This window comes from Deltaproteobacteria bacterium (assembly GCA_029210625.1).
GTDB lineage: Bacteria > Myxococcota > Myxococcia > SLRQ01 > SLRQ01 > JARGFU01.
The window spans coordinates 184,110-201,352 of the sequence record JARGFU010000004.1 but is presented as its reverse complement, the minus strand read 5'-3'; the positions used below and the strand labels follow the sequence as shown (position 1 = coordinate 201,352).

General features: G+C 72.8%; 11 protein-coding genes and 2 pseudogenes. 6 read left to right on the top strand and 7 right to left on the bottom strand.

The window, feature by feature from the left end; genetic code table 11:
• On the top strand, nucleotides 1-1,497 hold the full coding sequence (locus P1V51_05495; GenBank protein ID MDF1562475.1) for a DUF4340 domain-containing protein: 1,497 nt from the start codon (nucleotides 1-3) through the stop codon (nucleotides 1,495-1,497).
• 18 nt (nucleotides 1,498-1,515) lie between these two features.
• Nucleotides 1,516-1,779, top strand: a pseudogene (locus P1V51_05490) (hypothetical protein).
• A 461-nt stretch (nucleotides 1,780-2,240) separates the two neighbouring features.
• Here P1V51_05490 and P1V51_05485 read toward each other — a convergent pair.
• Both P1V51_05485 and P1V51_05480 read right to left on the bottom strand, forming a co-directional pair.
• A pseudogene (locus P1V51_05485) lies at nucleotides 2,241-3,584 on the bottom strand (RecQ family ATP-dependent DNA helicase).
• Nucleotides 3,585-4,523: 939 nt separating this feature from the next.
• The gene (locus tag P1V51_05480; protein ID MDF1562474.1) at nucleotides 4,524-5,165 is read right to left on the bottom strand and encodes a glutathione S-transferase family protein; all 642 of its coding nucleotides are present in this window, start codon (nucleotides 5,163-5,165) and stop codon (nucleotides 4,524-4,526) included.
• A 106-nt stretch (nucleotides 5,166-5,271) separates the two neighbouring features.
• On the opposite strand from P1V51_05480, the gene P1V51_05475 reads away from it, so the two are divergent.
• Nucleotides 5,272-6,384, top strand: coding sequence for a M23 family metallopeptidase (locus P1V51_05475; protein MDF1562473.1), 1,113 nt, complete (start codon nucleotides 5,272-5,274; stop codon nucleotides 6,382-6,384).
• 264 nt (nucleotides 6,385-6,648) lie between these two features.
• Here P1V51_05475 and P1V51_05470 read toward each other — a convergent pair whose 3' ends face one another.
• Both P1V51_05470 and P1V51_05465 read right to left on the bottom strand, forming a co-directional pair.
• Entirely contained in the window at nucleotides 6,649-6,804 is a 156-nt protein-coding gene (locus P1V51_05470) for a hypothetical protein (GenBank protein MDF1562472.1), read from the bottom strand.
• 50 nt (nucleotides 6,805-6,854) lie between these two features.
• Nucleotides 6,855-7,595 carry an SDR family NAD(P)-dependent oxidoreductase gene (locus tag P1V51_05465; protein ID MDF1562471.1) on the bottom strand — a complete coding sequence of 247 codons (741 nt, stop codon included), beginning with the start codon at nucleotides 7,593-7,595 and terminating at the stop codon, nucleotides 6,855-6,857.
• A 44-nt stretch (nucleotides 7,596-7,639) separates the two neighbouring features.
• Between P1V51_05465 and amrS the strand changes: the two genes are divergently transcribed.
• On the top strand, nucleotides 7,640-8,737 hold the full coding sequence (gene amrS, locus P1V51_05460; protein MDF1562470.1) for an AmmeMemoRadiSam system radical SAM enzyme: 1,098 nt from the start codon (nucleotides 7,640-7,642) through the stop codon (nucleotides 8,735-8,737).
• A 5-nt stretch (nucleotides 8,738-8,742) separates the two neighbouring features.
• Here amrS and P1V51_05455 read toward each other — a convergent pair whose 3' ends face one another.
• Nucleotides 8,743-9,282 carry a hypothetical protein gene (locus tag P1V51_05455; protein ID MDF1562469.1) on the bottom strand — a complete coding sequence of 180 codons (540 nt, stop codon included), beginning with the start codon at nucleotides 9,280-9,282 and terminating at the stop codon, nucleotides 8,743-8,745.
• A 107-nt stretch (nucleotides 9,283-9,389) separates the two neighbouring features.
• Here P1V51_05455 and P1V51_05450 point away from each other — a divergent pair, with 107 nt between their 5' ends.
• Nucleotides 9,390-10,586, top strand: a complete 1,197-nt coding sequence (locus tag P1V51_05450) for an acyl-CoA/acyl-ACP dehydrogenase (GenBank protein ID MDF1562468.1) — start codon at nucleotides 9,390-9,392, stop codon at nucleotides 10,584-10,586.
• A gap of 10 nt (nucleotides 10,587-10,596) precedes the next feature.
• On the top strand, nucleotides 10,597-11,172 hold the full coding sequence (thpR, locus tag P1V51_05445; protein MDF1562467.1) for an RNA 2',3'-cyclic phosphodiesterase: 576 nt from the start codon (nucleotides 10,597-10,599) through the stop codon (nucleotides 11,170-11,172).
• Here the strand turns inward: thpR and P1V51_05440 are convergent.
• Together P1V51_05440 and P1V51_05435 are read right to left on the bottom strand one after the other, a co-directional pair.
• A complete protein-coding gene (locus tag P1V51_05440) occupies nucleotides 11,163-16,469 on the bottom strand; it encodes a thrombospondin type 3 repeat-containing protein (protein MDF1562466.1) in 5,307 nt (1,768 codons plus the stop codon). The two genes, thpR and P1V51_05440, sit on opposite strands and share 10 nt — an antisense overlap.
• Before the next feature lie 32 nt (nucleotides 16,470-16,501).
• Nucleotides 16,502-17,155 (bottom strand): radical SAM protein, encoded by a 654-nt coding sequence (locus P1V51_05435; protein ID MDF1562465.1) that lies wholly within the window; start codon nucleotides 17,153-17,155, stop codon nucleotides 16,502-16,504.
• Between the last annotated feature and the right edge of the window lie 88 nt (nucleotides 17,156-17,243).

The following is a 17,243-nucleotide window of genomic DNA, read 5'->3' as shown; positions in this document are numbered from 1 at the left end:
ATGAGCAAGCAGAGCCTCATCGCGATCGCGGTCTTCGCCCTCCTCCTCGGCGGCGTCTGGCTGGTCAACCAGCAGCCCGCCGAGAAGGGCATCTCCCGGATCTCCTTCGCCAAGGTCGACCCCGACGCCATCGATCGCCTGGAGGTCGAGGGCCCCGAGGCCGTCACCCTGATCCGGTCGGGGGAGGGGTGGAAGGTGGACGGCAAGCACCGGGCCTCGAAGAGCGCCGTCGACTCCGCCCTCTCGGTGATCCCGAAGATCACCTCCTCGGCGCTGATCACCGCCAACCCCGAGCGCTTCGCCGACTACGAGGTGGACGCCGAGAAGGGCAACCGGGTGAAGGCCTCGGCCGGCGGGAAGGTCGTCGCCGAGTTCGTGGTGGGCAAGGCCGCCGAGGGCGGCACGCACGTCAGGGTGGGCGACGAGGTCTTCTCGGTCTCGGGCATCTACGCCTACACCTTCGTGCGCAAGACCCCGCAGTGGTACGAGCTGAAGGTCTTCGAGGAGAAGATCGACGCGCTCTCCCGGGTCGCCCTCGGCCCGGTCGGCGCGCCCTTTGCCCTCGAGAAGGCCGAGGAGGCCTGGCGGCTGGCGGCCGAGCCGGCCCCGGACCTCCCCGAGGGCTTCCGCTTCGATCCGGCGGCGGCGAAGAGCCGGGTGGCGGCCCTCGTGAACCTGCGGGCCAAGGAGCTCGTCACCGAGGATCCCGGCGTGGCGGTCACCGGCCTGGGGGAGGGCGCGGCCCGGGTGAGCTTCACCGCCGGCGAGCAGACCCGCACCCTGCGCCTCGGCCAGGCCGCCGGGGAGGGCGGCGCCGTCTACGGGCAGGTCGAGGGCGGCGACACCCTCTACCTCCTCCACGCCTCCAACGCCGAGGCCTTCCTCGCGCCGGTGGAGAGCCTGCGCCTCCTCGACCTGATGGACTTCGATCCCTCCATCGTCCGCAGCCTCGAGATCGTCGACGGCGCCGAGCGCACCCTGCTCGAGAAGGGCGAGGCGGGCTGGGCGATCACCGAGAGCCGCCCGGCGCTGGCCGACGACTTCGTCTTCGATCCGGCCCGGGTCGATCAGCGCCTCGCGGCGCTGAAGAACGCCCGGGCCCTCGGCCTCGCCGAGGGCGAGCAGCTCGCCGCCGCCGAGCAGGCCCTGAAGAAGCCGGTGGCGCGGGTGGTCCTCACCTTCGAGTCCGGCCAGCAGGCCGAGCTGGACCTCGGCGCCGAGCAGGAGAGCGAGGAGCAGAAGTGGATCCCCGCGCGGGGGAACATCGACGCCGGCGTCTATCGCCTCTCGCCCTTCCTGCGGCGCTCGCTCGCCGGCGGCGGGAAGAGCTTCGAGAAGGTCGAGGCGCCGGCCGGGCCGGGCATGGGCCCGATGGGCGGCCTCGACCCCGAGACGCTGAAGAACCTCCCGCCCGAGGTCCGCGAGGCGCTGATGAAGAAGATGATGGAGCAGCAGCAGCTGCAACAGCTCCAGGCGAAGATCCCCGCCGGCGAGTAGGCGGGGAGCCCCGGCTATTCGGCGGCCTTCTTGGTCGCCTTCTTCGCGGCCGTCTTCTTGGTCGCCTTCTTGGCCGGGGCCTTCTTCGCCACCTTCTTGCTGCCGGCCTGCTGGCCGGCCGTCTTCTTGGCGGTGGCCTTCTTCGCCACCTTCTTGGCGGCCTTCTTCTTCGCGGCCGGCGCGGCCTTCTCCTCGGGCGCAGGAGCGGGCGCGGGCGTGGGCTTCAGGGCGAGCTCGGTCTGCTGCGGCGCCGGGCGGGGGCGCTGGCCCCCGGCCACGTAGCCCCGCGGGCCCTCGTCCCGCTTGAACTCGACGACCCGGCGGGCGGCCACCACCCGGGGCGCGGCGGGCGGCGCGGTGGCGGCCCCGCCCTGCGGGGAGGCGCTGGCCTGGGCGGCGGCGCCCCCGGCGTCCTTCTCCTTGCGCTTGCGGACCATCGGCCTCACCCGGGCCTCGACCACGGCCTTCGGCTTCGGGTCGTGGGGCGAGACGGGCGGCCCGTTCATGTCGATGTCGATCGAGGGCCCCTCGTCCCGCTCCACCTCGGGCCTCCGGCCCCGGCGGGGGTGGGCCTCCTGCCGCTGCTCCTGCTCCCGGCCCTCGCCGCCCCGGCGGCGCTTGCGGCGGCGGCGGCGGCGCTTCGAGGTGCCGGCGGGGGGCTGCTCGCCCCGCTCGACCCCCTCGACGGCGCGCGAGAAGCGCTCCATCGACTGGTCGTGGCGGCGCTCCGCCCGGCAGCGGTCGCACTTGCCGCACTTGGGGGGATCGTCCTCACCGAAGTAGCGCCGGATGAAGACGCTGCGGCACTCCTCGGTCAGGGCGTACTCCTTGACCGCGGCGAGGCGCTTGGCGTCCTCGGTGCGCATCGTCTCGAAGCGGCCGGCCAGGTCCTTGGCGCCGTCGATGAGCTCGGAGGGGTCGCAGAGGGGGAAGTAGTTGCGCTCCTCGTCGAGCTCGACCAGGCCCACCTCCTCGAGCTGGGCGCAGAGGGAGCGGCAGGTCGAGGCCGGGATCTCCGCCGAGAGGGCGAGGTCCGAGGCGTTCACCCGCTTCCCGTCCTCGGCCCAGGCCTTCAGCGCGTGGGCCACCCGCATCAGCTGGCGGGCGTTGGCCCGGCTCTGGCGCTGGAGGTGGTCCTGGGTGCGCAGGTCGGCCTCGTCGAAGAGGAAGGTGCAGTGGGAGGGGTGGCCGTCGCGGCCCGCCCGCCCGAACTCCTGCACGTACTGCTCGAGGGAGCCCGGCGCCTGGTAGTGGAGGATGTAGCGGATGTTGGGCTTGTCGATGCCCATGCCGAAGGCGCTGGTCGCCACCATCACCAGGCGCTTGGAGGGCTTCATGTAGCGCCGCTGCGCTGCGTTGCGGTCGGCGGTGCCCATCTTCCCGTGGTAGCGGGCCGCCGGGATCCGGGCGCGGTTGAGGGCGACCCAGATGTTGTCCACCTCGACGGTGGTGGAGCAGTAGACGATGCCAGGCCGCTGCAGGCGCTTGAGCAGGCGGCCTGCGGCCTCGGGCTTGAGGTTGCCCGGCACCACCTCGACGCCGAGGCGCAGGTTCGGGCGGTGGGGCGGCGCCGTCACGACCTTCGGGTCGGTGAGGCGCAGCTGGCGAGAGATGTCCTCGCGCACCTTGGGGGTCGCGGTGGCCGTGAGGGCCAGCACCACCGGGGTGCCCAGGAAGCGCCGCTCGGTGCCCAGGCGCAGGTAGGCCGGCCGGAAGTCGTGGCCCCACTCCGAGATGCAGTGGGCCTCGTCGATGCAGAGGATCGCGGGCTTGGCCTGGGCGAAGTAGGGGCGGGCGGCGATCGACTCGAGGGTCTCGGGCGTGGTGAGGATCACCAGCCGCCCCCCCTGGGCGATGCGATCGAGGGCCTCGCGCCGCTCGGCCACCTTGAGGGTGGAGTCGAGGCGGACGACGGGGATGCCGCGGCGCTTGAGCGCGCTCTCCTGATCGGACATCAGCGCGATCAGGGGCGAGATGACGATGGTGGGGCGGTCCACCATCATCGCCGGCACCTGGTAGATCAGCGACTTGCCGAAGCCCGTGGGGAGGACGACCACCGTGTCGCGGCCCTCGAGGACCGAGGCCATGGCGACCTCCTGCTCGGGGTGCAGCCGGTCGATGCCATAGCGCTTGCGGGCGACGGTCTTGCAGCCCTCGAGGTCGTTGGAGATCTTGAGGGCGTCTCCGCCCCGACGGCGGCGGCGCTTGCGCTTGCGGGGGCGCTCGCCCTCCTCGCCGGCCTCGCCCGCCGGTGATCCGGCGGCCGGCTCGCCAGCCGGCGCGGCGCTCTCCGCGGCGACCGCTTCGGTGCCGGCCTCGGCCGCGTCCGCGGACGCGGCGGCCTTCTCCCGGCGCGGGCGCTTCTTGCGGGCCGGCTTCTTCGCCGGCGCCTCGCCGGCGCCCTCCTCGACGCCGTTGGCCTTCACCGGCGCCGGGGCCTCGGCCGCCGACTCGGCGGCCACGGCGGGCTCGGGGGCAGCCTCCTCGGCCGCCTTCCGGGAGGTCTTGCGGGTCGTCTTCTTCGCCGCCTTCTTCACCGTCTTCTCGGTGGCGGCCTTCGCGGTCTTCGTGGCCTTCCTGGCCGCCTTCCGGGCGGGCGCTCCCTCCCCCTCCGGGGCGGGGCCCGGCTCGGGCGCAGAGGCCTCGGCCTCGGCCGCGGCCTTCTTGGTCTTCTTCTTGGTCACCGCCTTGGCCGTCTTGGCCTTGCGGACCGTCTTGGTGGTCTTGGCGGCCTTGGCCTTGGAGGCGGTCTGAGGAGTCTCACCCATCGGCTTGGACTGGTCCCTCCCGAAGCGACGTTCTCGCGCCCTGCGGGGCTGCGCTGCGCTCCGGTCAAATTGACGTCTGGCGAGGTCCACGAGACGTGAGCGGATTTCACCTCTCACAGCGGGACCAGCGAAGGAGAGCAGGGGTGAGTTCCGCGAGGGGTACGCTCACGTCCTGCTCGTGAGGAAATTGGTAGCAGGCCGGGCGCGCCGATGCAAGCGGGCTTTGTCCGGGTGGGCGGCGCGAGCGCGTCTCGAACCCTAGAGGTTCGAGATCATCTCCGCCCACTCGGCGAGGCTCTGCTCGACGACCCGGGAGGAGGTCCGCTGGGAGAGGCGGGTGCAGTAGGCCGCGACGTTCTCCTGGGCGGCCAGGGTCTCGCCGAGGTCGAGGGGCTCGACCATCCCCAGGAGGAAGGGGGCCAGCGCCACGTCGGCGAGGGAGTAGCGCTCACCGGCGGCGTGGGTCTGCCCGGCGACCAGGATCTCGGAGAGGAGCTCGAAGGCCAGCTCGCAGTCGGCCCGCAGCTCCTCCAGGTCGTGGGGGTCCACCTCGTCACCCGCGGCCAGGGCGAGGGCGAGGTCCTCCATCGGCGGGCCGAGGTACTGCTCGACGAAGCTCACCACCATCCGCACCACCGCGCGCTCGGCCGGAGACTCGGGCATCAGGGGGTGGTCCGGGTAGGCCTCCTCCAGGTACTCGGCGATCACGCTCGACTCCCGCAGCACCAGGTCGCGGTCGACCAGGGTGGGGGTGCGGGCCAGGGGGTTGAGCTCCTGGTACCAGCTCTCCAGCTCCTGCCCCGGCAGGACGATGTGGCGCTCGTGAGCCAGGCCCTTCTCGGCCAGGACGATGCGCACCTGCTGACTCCAGGGTGAGCGCGGAAGATCGTAGAGCCGCATGGGGGTCGATCTACTCCATGCGTCCGGAAAATCCCAGCCATGGACCACGAGGAAAGATTGCATTCTCTTTGGATCCGTCGGCGCCTTCGTCTATGAAGGACGCCCCATGAGTAGCAAGATCGTCCTGCCGATTTTGATCGTCGCCGCGCTGGTCACCGCCGCCGTCGCCTATTCCCCCCTGCTCCTCGGCTCCGGGGACGACGATCCCGCCGAGGTGATCGCGCCCGAGAGCGAGGCGCCCGTCCCCGCGCCGGCGGTGGCCGAGCCCGAGCCCGAGCCCGCCCCGGCCCCCGAGGCCGCGCTCCCCCCGGTGGAGGTCGACGAGCACGCCGCGGCGGCGGGGTCGCGCCCCATCCCGGTGGATCCGGCGCCGGCGCCCGAGGCCGCGGCCCAGACCGCGGGCTCCGCGGGGGAGCCGGTCGGTCCGCGGGCCTTCGGTGGCCCCATCGACCGCTCGCTCTATCAGACCTTCGCCGGCCGCCTGCCGCGCGACCTCGCCGATCCCCTCACGGCCGTCACCGGGCGGCTGCTGGTCTGGTGGCTCGACCCGGCCCGCGACCTGCGGGCGGGGGACGCCATCGAGCTCCTCTACCTCCCGGGGGAGCCCGAGCCGAAGATCCTCGCCCTGCGCTTCAAGAGCGGCAAGGCGGGCCAGACCTTCGAGGCCTACGCGTTCCGCCCCGACGCCGAGGGGCCCCTGCGCTACTTCGACCGGCAGGGGGTCGAGATCGAGGCCCGCCTCGAGGGCAGCCCCATCGACACCTACGAGCAGATCACCTCGCTGCTGAAGGACGGCCGGGGTCACCAGGGCGTGGACTTCAAGGCGCCGATCGGCACGCCGGTGAAGGCGCCCTTCGACGTCACCGTCAGCCGCATCAACTGGTCGACCCGCCGCAACGGCAACTGCCTCGACCTCGCCGGGCCCGACGGCGTCCACGTCCTCTTCCTCCACCTCGATCGGATGGCCGAGGGCCTCCGCCCGGGTCAGAAGGTGAAGCAGGGCGAGGTGGTGGCCTACTCGGGCAACACCGGCCGCAGCACGGCGCCCCACCTCCACTACCAGCTCCAGAAGGGCAAGAAGATCGTCGATCCCTTCGAGCACCACCGCACCCGGCACGATCGGCTGCCGGAGGCGCAGCAGGCGGCGTTCCAGCGGGAGCGCGAGCGGCTCTTCGATCAGCTCTCGATCGGCGTCGGCGGCAAAGTTGCGTCCAAGTAGTCGGGGGGAGCACCGCTCCCCCCGAACCCCCCAGCTCGAGCTCGGGGGTCACGGGACCGCGCCCTGCGGCGCTGTGCGCGCCGCGGCCGGGCGCTCTCTTCCCTAAACCAGAAATCACGATTCCCGATCACGCCTGGCTTGCAGGCCGCACCCGCCTGCGGCGTCAGGCCTCGGTCACCTAGCTAAGGCTAGGCTCCCTCACCCTTCCTTGCATCCGGGCACGTCCGCGGCGCCATCCGCTGTTCGGGAATCATGATCTCTGGTTTAGCGGCCCACGAGGAGGCTGTAGAGGCTGCGGGGGATCATCCGCCCCATGCCCGCGGCGCTCGCCAGGGTCCAGGGGAAGGCGGCGTGGCCCGCCGTCGAGATCGGGGGGAGCACCGCTCCCCCCGAACCCCCCAGCTCGAGCTCGGGGGTCACGGGACCGCGCCCTGCGGCGCTGTGCGCGCCGCGGCCGGGCGCTCTCTTCCCTAGCGGCCCACGAGGAGGCTGTAGAGGCTGCGGGGGATCATCCGCCCCATGCCCGCGGCGCTCGCCAGGGTCCAGGGGAAGGCGAGGTGGCCCTTCTTCTTCTCGATGGCGTTCATCATGGCGTCGAGGGCCGGCTCGAGCTCCATCAGGAAGGGCATGGGCTGCTTGCCGCCCTCGGTCAGGGGCGTCTTCACGAAGCCCGGCTCGAGGGTGGTCACGGTGATGCCCTTCGACTTGAGGTCGACCCGCAGGGTCTCGAGGTAGGTCGAGAGCGCCGCCTTGCTCGCCGAGTAGGCGCCCGAGCCCGGCAGGCCGCGGATGGCCGCGATCGAGGAGACGCCGACCAGGTGGCCGCGCCGCTCCTCCACCATCCGGGGCAGCACCGCCGTGAGGGTGGCGATGGCGCCCAGGACGTTCACCCGCAGGGTGGGCTCGACCCAGTTCTCCCAGTCGATCCGCGAGGCCTTCTTGGTCTTCCCGACGCCGGCGTTGGCGATGATCAGGTCCAGGCCGCCGCAGGCGGCGTCGAGCTCCCGGATCTTCGCCACGAGGGCGTCGGTGTCGCTCACGTCCAGCACCACCGGCTCGATCTTCTCGCCGCTGGCCTCGCGCAGCTCGGCGAGCTTGTCCTCGCGGCGGGCCAGGGCGAAGACCCGGGTGCCCTTCTGAGCGAAGCGGTGGGCGAGGCCGGCGCCCAGCCCGCTGGACGCACCGGTGATGAGGGCATTCTGATAGCTCATGGGCGCCCTCTACCACGGGGTCCCGGCTGGGTTAATCTAGAGGGGTGAGCGAAGGGATCACCGGCCCGGTGGCCCGCCACTTCGAGGAGCTCCCCTCCGGCGAGCTCGAGTGCCGGGTCTGCCCGCGCCTCTGCCGTCTCTCTCCGGGGCAGCGGGGCTTCTGCTTCGTCCGGGGCCGGCCCCGGCGCGAGGACGACCACGACCCGCCGACGATCCGCCTGACCACCCACGGCCGCTCCAGCGGCCTGTGCATCGACCCCATCGAGAAGAAGCCCCTCGCGCACTTCCTCCCCGGCACGCCGGTGCTCTCCCTGGGCACCGCCGGCTGCAACCTGGCCTGCAAGTTCTGCCAGAACTGGGAGAGCAGCCGCGCCCGCGACTTCGACGGCCGGCAGCAGGCGGCCGAGCCGGAGGCCCTCGCCCGGGCCGCCGCCGAGGCGGGCTGCCGCTCGATCGCCCTGACCTACAACGACCCGGTGATCTTCCTCGAGTACGCCGTGGACTGCGCCCGGGCCGCCCGGGCGCGGGGCCTGCGCGCCGTCGCGGTGAGCGCCGGCTACGTCCTGCCCGGGGCGCGCGAGGAGCTCTTCGGCGTGATGGACGCGGCCAACATCGACCTGAAGGCCTTCACCGAGGACTTCTACTGGCGGCAGACCGGCGGGCACCTCGAGCCGGTGAAGGAGACCCTGGTGGCGCTCGCCCGGCAGGAGGGCCTCTGGCTGGAGCTCACCGTCCTCGTGATCCCCACGCTCAACGACTCGGAGGCGGAGCTGCGGGCGCTGGCCGCCTGGGTCGCCGCCGAGCTGGGGCCCGAGGTGCCGCTGCACCTCTCTGCCTTCCACCCCGACTTCCGCCTGCGCGCCTTGCCGGCCACCCCCGCGCGGACCCTGCGCCGCGCGCGGGGCTGGGCGAGGGCAGAGGGGCTGCGCCACGTCTACACCGGCAACGTCCACGACCCCGAGGGCGACGCCACCCACTGCGCCGGCTGCGGCGAGGTGCTCATCGAGCGGGACTGGTACGAGCTGCTGGCCTGGCGGCTCACGCCCGAGGGCGCCTGCCCCACCTGCGGCGCGGCCCTCGCGGGGGTCTTCGAGGCGAGGCCCGGCCGCTGGGGCCGGCAGCGCCTGCCCCTCCGGCTCTGAAGGAGCTACTTGCGCAGGCTCGCGCAGGCGGCCTCGGCCCGGGCGGCCTGCTCCGGGCTGCCCACGGTGGCCTTGCACTCGTAGGCCTGGCCCTCGAGGGTGCGGCGCATCCAGACCCAGTAGTTGGAGACGCCCCCGCCCTCGTTCTCGAAGGTCAGGAGCCAGCCATCGGCCGTCTCCTCCTCCTTGCCCACCTTCGTGGGGGAGAAGTCGTCGCGCGCGGCCTTCGCCTCCGCGAAGGTCTCCGGGGCGATGCCCTCGGGCTTCACCGCCGAGACCGAGACGACGGTGCCGCCGCCGGTGACGACCTGCACCCCGAGCATGTCCATGACGGTGGCGTCGGCGGGCAGGTCGAGCTTCAGCCCGAGCTTCGAGAGCACGAGGGGCGCGCCCGGCGCCGGGGCCTCCTCCGCGGGCGGGGCGTCGGCGGGCGCCGGGGCCTCGGCCTCCGCCGGGGCGGCCACCTTCAGGGGCGCCTTCTCCTCCGGGCAGGCGGCGAGCAGGAGGGGGAGGGCGAGCAGGGCGATCGTGCGGGGCGTCTTCATCGGCTCCCTTCTGCCACACCCCCTCCCCCTTTGGCCACGCCCTCCCTTGACCGGGGGCGGGGCGCGGGCTTCAAGTCGGCAGCGGACCCCGGGAAAGGAGCCCAGACATGGCACTCGACTTCGCGCTCTCCGAGGAGCAGCAGGCGATCCGGCAGACCACCCGCGACCTCTTCGCGCCCTTCGCGAAGGACGCCGCGCGCTGGAGGGAGCGCATCCTGGAGAACAAGGAGTTCCCCCAGGAGATCTGGGACGCCCTCGCCGGGGCCGGCTTCCTCGGCTGCCTGATCCCGGAGAGCTACGGCGGCAACGAGATGGGGCTTCTGCCCCTGGCCTTCGCGGTGGAGGAGATGACCACCCTCGGCTTCGCCAACCCGATCCTGGTGCTCACCACCATGGACGCCCTGTGCATGGTGCGCACCGCCAGCGAGGAGACCAAGCAGCACTTCCTGCCCCGGATCGCGACGGGTGAGCTGAAGCTGGCCTTCGCCCTGACCGAGGCGGACGCCGGCACCAACACCTTCCGGATCACCACCTCGGCGAGGGAGGAAGACGACGGCTTCGTGCTCGACGGCTCGAAGACCTTCATCACCGGCGCCGACGTGGCCGACGCGATGCTGGTCGTGGCGCGGACGATGTCCCGCAAGGAGTGCGAGGCGCAGGGGCTGCCCAAGAGCTACGGCCTCTCCCTCTTCATCGTGCCCACCGACGCGCCCGGGCTGCGCAAGGACCTGCTGCCCACCGGCGGCATCGAGGGCATGAACCAGTGGACCCTCTTCTTCGAGGACGTGAAGGTCCCGAGGATCAACCTGGTGGGCGATCTCCACGGGGGCGCCATGGCCCTCTTCATGGCCCTGAACCCCGAGCGGATCCTGGCCTCGGCCATCGCGGTCGGCGCCTCGGAGTACGCGCTGCGCCTGGCCTGCGACTACGCTCGAAATCGCAAGGTCTTCCGCGACACCCCCATCGGCGCGCACCAGGCGATCCAGCACCCCCTGGCCGAGGTGAAGATCCGCCAGGAGGCCGCCCGGACCATGACCTACAAGGCGGCCTGGGCCCTCGACGCGGGCCTGCCCCCGGGGGAGGCGGGCTTCTACGCCAACTGCGCCAAGTTCCTGGCCTCGGAGCTGGGGGTGCAGGCCACCGACCGCGCCATCCAGACCCTCGGCGGCAACGGCTTCTCCAAGGAGTTCGGGCTGCTCCACCTCTGGACCAACCTGCGCCTGCTGAAGACCGCGCCGATCTCCAACGAGATGATCCTCAACTACGTGGCCGAGCACACCCTGGAGCTGCCGCGCTCCTACTGAAGGTGCGGGGATGCGGCTCTTCCTGGCGGCGCCGGTCGATCGGGCCCTGCGGGAGCGGGCGGAGGCGGCCCTCGCCCCCCTGCGCGAGCGGGCGCCGAAGGTGCGCTGGACGCCCGCCTCCCGCTGGCACCTCACCCTGAAGTTCCTCGGCGAGCTCGACCGGGAGAAGGCCGAGGCCCTCGCCTCCTCCCTCGCCGCGCGCCTCGAGGGCCAGCCCACCTCGTCGCTCACGCCCTCGGGGCTGCACCTCTTCCCCGGGCCTCGCCGGCCCCGGGTGGTGGCGCTGGCCTTCGAGCCTCCCCCGGGGGATCTGCTCGCCCTCCACCGGGTCCTCGAGGCGCTGGCCGCGGGCGTGGGGGTCCTCCCGGAGGAGCGGCCCTTCCGGCCGCACCTCACCCTCGGAAGGATCCGCCACCCCCGCGACGCCCGGCCTCTGCAGGCGCTGCTGCCCGCCCTCGAGGGGGAGGCCTGGCCGGCGCTCCCGGTGGAGCGGGTGCAGCTCGTCCACAGCGTCCTCGGCCGCGCCGGGCCGGCCTACACCCTGCTCGCCGAGGCGCACCTGCGCCCCGCGCTCGCTCAGCGCTGAAGCGCGTAGCGCAGGGCGGTGAAGACCCGCAGGTCGGGGCTGCCCACGCCGCGCAGGAGTCCGGCCCCGCCGGCGAAGTGGAGGGAGAGCCCCTTCCCGAGGGGCTGCCGGACCCCGAGGAGCACCTCCAGGGAGGTCGTGCCCGGGGCCCCCAGGTCGGTGGGGGAGGTCGCGAAGAGCACGCTCGCCTGGACGCTCGCCCCGTCGGTGGAGACCAGGTAGCTCCCGCCCAGGCGCAGGCGCAGCTCGTCGTCGATCACCAGGTCGAGGAACTCGGAGCGCGGACGCAGGAGGTAGGCGGCGTTCAGGGCCAGGGCCAGGCGGGAGAAGTGCCGGGAGAGGACCAGCTCGGGCTCGAAGGCCACGCCCCGCTCGCCGAGGTAGGCCTTGCCTCCGCCCAGGGGGAGGTGGACGCCCGGGATCACGCCGACGTCGATGCCGATCTGCTCGGCGGTGAGGACCCAGAGCTTGGGGGTGACGCGCAGATCGCCGGGGCCGGTCGTCGCCAGGTCGGGGAGGGTGTGGAGGATCGCGTCCGCCGCGAAGGTCTCGGGCCGGGACTGGAAGAGCACCAGGCGCCCGGCCAGCCCGAGGGAGAAGCGGGAGTGCACCGTCAGGGCGCCGAAGAGATCGAGGGAGGCCCGGTGCGCCAGCAGGGGGGCGTGGCGATCGTCTCCCTCCCAGCTGAGCATCAGGGGATCGGAGAGGTAGTGCAGCGCGCCGCCGGCGTCGAAGGAGAAGCGCTCTCCCTGGATCCGGGCCTGCTCCACGTCGAGGAAGCCCGCCCCGTCGGCGGAGAGCCGGAAGCGGTCCACCGAGAAGTCGCCGGGCTCCTCGGGGGTGAGCCCCTGGGCCTGGGCCGCGCCGGCGAGGAGGAGGGCGGCGCCCAGCGCGAGGGTCCTTCCTGCGCGCGAGGGCCCGCCCCGCCGCCGGGCGAGCAGGCCGAAGAGGAGGAAGGAGCAGAGCAGCCAGGGGCTGGAGGTGTTGCTCGCCTCGCTGTCACAGGCGCAGCCGCCGCCGCCGAGGGCGAGGCCGTCCACGAAGCCGTCCCCGTCCTCGTCCGGGTTGGGCGGCTGGGGACCCTCGCAGGCGTCGCCGATCCCGTCGCCGTCGCTGTCCTCCTGCCCCGGGTTGGGGTGGTTGGGGCAGTTGTCGATCGCGTCGGGCACGGTGTCGCCGTCGATGTCGTCCGGCGGGATGAGGGAGCACTGGCTGGGCTCGCCGGTGCAGGTCCACCCCTCCTCGACCAGGCAGAGGGCGGAGCAGCCGTCGCCGTCGTCGGTGTCGTTGTCGTCGCACTGCTCCCCGGCGTCCCGGGCCCCGTCGCCGCAGGCCGGCGCGTAGAAGTCGTCGGTGGGATCGTTGGGGTCGGTCTCGCCGATGTCGACGGCGCCGTCGCCGCTGGCGTCCTCGCTGCCGTCCGACTCGCCGCCGCCGTCGGTGTCCGGGTCGAGGGGGTCGGTGGTGGTGGTGGGGTCCCGGTCGCCGGCGAAGGAGGCGCCGGTGCCCTCGTAGGTGAGCCCGCCGGGGGTCGTGCCGCCGGAGACGCCCGCGGTGAGGCCGAGCTCGACGCCGTCGTCGACGCCGTCGCCGTCGGTGTCGGCGCTCAGGGGATCGGTGATCACCCCGTCGCTGCCCTCGACGATCTCCTCGCCATCGGAGATGCCGTCGTCGTCGGTGTCGGCGTCCATGGGATCGGTGTCCAGGCCCGCGTCGAAGACGCCCGGGGTCCCGCCCGCGAGCTCCTCGGCGTCGCCGATCCCGTCCCCGTCGCTGTCGCCCTCGGTGGGATCGGTGGTCCCGTTGACCTCGGCGTAGTCGTCGAGGCCATCGCCGTCGGTGTCGGCGAGGAGGGGATCGGTGCCCAGGATCGCCTCCCGGCCGTTGGTCAGGCCGTCGCCGTCCGGATCGTCGTCGTCCGGGTCGGTGGGGTCACCCTCGGCGCCGTCGATGCGCCCGTTGTGGTTGACGTCCTCGAGGCCGTCGTCCACGCCGCCGGCGTCGGTGTCGGTCACGGTGGGGTCGGTGGTCGAGGCCGGGTCGAGGTCGCCGGCGAAGGGCAGGGCGGTGCCCCGGTAGGGGATCGCGCTCGCCGCCGAGAGGCCGGCCGGGACCGAGACCGTGCGGCCGACCTCGACGCCGTCGCGGATTCCGTCGCCGTCGGTGTCGGCGCTCAGGGGATCGGTGACGAAGCCGTCGTTGCCCACGACGAGCTCCTCCCCATCCGAGAGGCCGTCGTCGTCGGTGTCGGCGTCGACGGGGTCGGTGTCGGTGCCCACGTCGTAGAGGTTCGGGTTGCCCCCGGCGATCTCCACGCCGTCCTCGAGGCCGTCGAGGTCGGTGTCCGCGTGGCGGGGGTCGGTGCCGAGGGCCGCCTCCCGATCGTTGTTCAGGCCGTCGCCGTCCGGATCGTCGTCGCCCGGAAGGTTGGGGTTGGTCTCGGTGCTGTCGACGCGGCCGTTGTGGTTGGCGTCCTCGACGCCGTCGTCGACGCCGCCCCCGTCGGTGTCGGTGGCGGTGGGATCGGTCTGGCTGCCGGTCTCCATGTCGAGCGCGTAGACCGCGAGGTCGGTGCCCACGTAGGCGACGCCGCGCACGTCGGAGGTGCCGGCGGGGATCGCCGGCGCGGAGGTCTCCTGCCCGTCGGAGAGGCCGTCACCGTCGGTGTCGAAGAGGAGGGGATCGGTGACGTGTCCATCGCTGCCGGCGGAGGCCTCCTCGCCGTCGGCGATCCCGTCGTCGTCGGTGTCGGCGTCGAGGGGGTCGGTGTCGACCCCCACCTGGTAGGTCAGCGGGTTGCTCCCCCCGGCGATCTCCGGTCCGTCGTTCAGGCCGTCGCCGTCGGTGTCCGGATCGAGGGGGTCGGTGTGGATGATGTTCCGCTCCCGGCTGTTGGTGAGGCCGTCTCCGTCGGTGTCGGTGGTCGGGGAGTCGCAGGTGCTCGGCAGGCCGTAGCAGACCCAGCCGAACTCCTCCTGGCAGAAGTCGTCGCAGCCGTCCCCGGTCGCGCGGTTGCCGTCGTCGCACTGCTCGGGGGCCTGGATCACGCCGTCGCGGCAGCGGGCCGCGGCGTCGTCGGCCGGGTCGTTGGGGTCGGTCTCGCTGTTGTCGATCAGCCCGTTGCCGTTGGTGTCCTCGACGTCGTCGGTGGCCCCACCGCCGTCGGTGTCGGTGGAGAGGGGGTTGGTGCGGGTGGCGGGATCGAGGTCCGGCTGGAAGCCGGCGGCGGTGCCCGCGTAGCTCACGCCGGTGCCCTCGCTGATGCCGGGCGCCACGCCGGTGGAGCCGCGCTCGAGGCCGTCGGAGAGGCCGTCACCGTCCGAGTCGGGATTGAAGGGGTCGGTGTAGTAGCCGGTGACGGCGTTGGTCTCGTCACCGTCGGAGAGGCCGTCGTCGTCGGTGTCGGCGTCGAGGGGGTTGGTGTCCGTGAGGGGATCGTAGGCCGAGAGGTTGTCCGTGAGGACCTCGAAGGAGTCCGAGAGGCCGTCGTTGTCGGTGTCGGCGTCCCGGCGGTCGGTGCCCAGGGCGGTCTCCCGGGTGTTGTCCAGCCCGTCCCCGTCCGGATCGTCGTCGCCCCAGAGGCCGGGGTCGGTCTCGCCCGCGTCCACCTGGCCGTTGCCGTCGGCGTCCTCGGCGCCGTCCTCGACCCCGCCGCCGTCGGTGTCGGCGACCAGGGGGTCGGTCTGGGTGGAGGCGTCCACGTCGCCCTGGAAGCCCGCGGCCGTGCCGGAGAAGGGGCGGGCGAGGCTCGACGAGGAGGTGCCGGCCGGGACGCCGGAGGCGACCCCCTGCTCGAGGCCGTCGCCGAGGCCGTCGCCGTCGGAGTCGAAGTCGTTGGGGTCGGTGACCGCGCCGAGGGTGCCGGCGACCTCGTCGCCGTCGGAGATGCCGTCGTCGTCGGTGTCGGCGTCGAGGAGGTCGGTGTTCCCGGCGTACTCCACGTCGTCGGGGAGGCCGTCCTGATCGGTGTCGGCCCGCAGCCGGTCCGAGCCGATCGAGTTCTCGAGGGCGTCGGAGAGGCCGTCGCCGTCGTCGTCGTCGTCGCCGGCGTTGCAGAGTCCGTCCCCGTCGGTGTCGGGGCCGTCGTTGGCGGTGTCGGGCGCCGTGCAGGTGACCTGGCAGTCGTCGCAGGTGTCGCCGTCCCGGTCGAGGCAGACGCAGGGGTCGCTCGGGGCCGGGTCGCAGCCGTCCCCGACGGTGTCGCCGTCGGTGTCGGCGAGGGTGGGGTCGGTCCGGCAGCTGTCCACGGCGTCGGGGGAGCCGTCGCCGTCGGAGTCGAGGTCCCGGTAGTCGGGCAGTCCGTCGCAGTCGAGGTCCACCGGAGGCGTGGCCAGGTCCGTGTCCCCCGCCTCCTCGGCGTCCGAGAAGCCGTCGCCGTCGGAGTCGGTGTCCAGGGCGTCGATGGTGCCGTCGAAGTCGGTGTCGGGGACGTAGCCGTGGGAGAGCACCTCGTGGCGATCCGAGATCGTGTCCCCGTCGGTGTCCGCCAGGGCCGAGGAGAGGCCGAGGGCCACCTCGGTGGTGTTGGTCACGCCGTCCAGGTCGTTGTCGGGATCCGAGCTGGTGACGGCCACGGCGTCGAAGGTCACGGCGCCGTTGGTGTAGGTGTAGAGGCCCACCCGGCCCGCCGGGAGGGGGGCGCCGTCGGTGTAGCTGACCGAGACGTCGGGGCCGTCGCCGAAGAGGCCGTTGCCGTTCAGGTCGACGGTGCAGGTGACGACGCTGCCGATGGCGGAGAGCCGGAACGCGTAGGTCGTGCCGGAGGTGTAGTTGAAGGTGGCGTTCGCGACGGAGTAGCCGTTGTTGCAGGTCGTGCCGGCGTGCACCCGCCGCAGACGCAGCCCCCGGGTCCCGATGCCGGCGTTGTCGGTGCAGGCGGGGCCGGCGTCCTCGTTCATCGTGCAGAGGTAGTAGGAGCCCTCGTTTGCGTAGCGGACCACCAGCCCCACGGTGTCGTTGTCGGCCGAGTTGATCGTGGCGTCGAGGGAGACGTTGTACCAGTCGGTCGCCCCCGTCAGCAGCATGTTCTCGTGCCAGTCGATGGTGCCGTCGGCGAAGGAGCCCGTGGTCGAGCCCTCGCCGGCCGTCGGAATCACCCCGTCGGTGCCCACGCTGGACCAGGGATCCTGGGCGACGCTGGTGGAGACCCAGCCGGTGAGCTCCGGTGACGCACCGATGGTGGCGCTATTGGAGCAAGTGAACTGATCCTCGAAGAGGGTCGCCCCTTCGCTCGCCCGGGGGAGCGCCAGGAGACCCAGGAAGAGGAGGCTCGAGATCCCTCTCGTGAGCGTCTTCATGGTGGGGCGAGTCTACCACCATGCCTACCTCTTCAGACCCCCCGGGAGGACTCCGGCCAGAGGATCCGGTGGAGCTGCAGGTTGAGCCTCACCGCCAGGCGATCCTCCAGGATCCAGGCGGCGAGCCGGGCCGGCTCGAGGCGGCCCTCCACCGGCGAGAAGAGCACCCGCCCGCAGCGCGAGGCGAGGTCCCGGCGGGCGAGCTGCTCCCGGGCCCAGAGGTAGTCCTCGCGGTCGGCGAGGACCAGCTTCAGCTCGTCCCGGGGGCCGAGGCGCTCCAGGTTCTCCCAGCGGTTGCGGGCCTCCTCCCCGCTGCCCGGCGCCTTCAGATCCACGATCTTCCGCACGGCCGCCGGCACCCCCTCCAGGGAGAGGGAGCCCGAGGTCTCCAGCAGCACCTCCCGGCCCGCCTCGAGGAGGCGCTCCATCAGGGGGATCACCGCGGGCTGGAGGAGGGGCTCCCCCCCGGTGAGCTCCACGTGGCCGGGGCCGAGGCGCTCGACCTCCGCGAGGATGGCCTCCAGGGTCCAGGGCTCCCCCCCCGTGAAGGTGTACTCCGAGTCGCACCAGACACAGCGCAGGTTGCACCCCGCCGTCCGGATGAAGACGCAGGGCTCGCCGGCGAGGGTGCTCTCCCCCTGGAGGGAGCGATACAGCTCGATCAGCTTGAGGGTGGGCTCGGTCACGGGCGCGCGAGCCTAATCGCTCGCGCGCCCGACCGAAAGAGATCCGTGGCTCGAGATGGAGTCGATCTCGAGCCATCCCTCGGAGGCC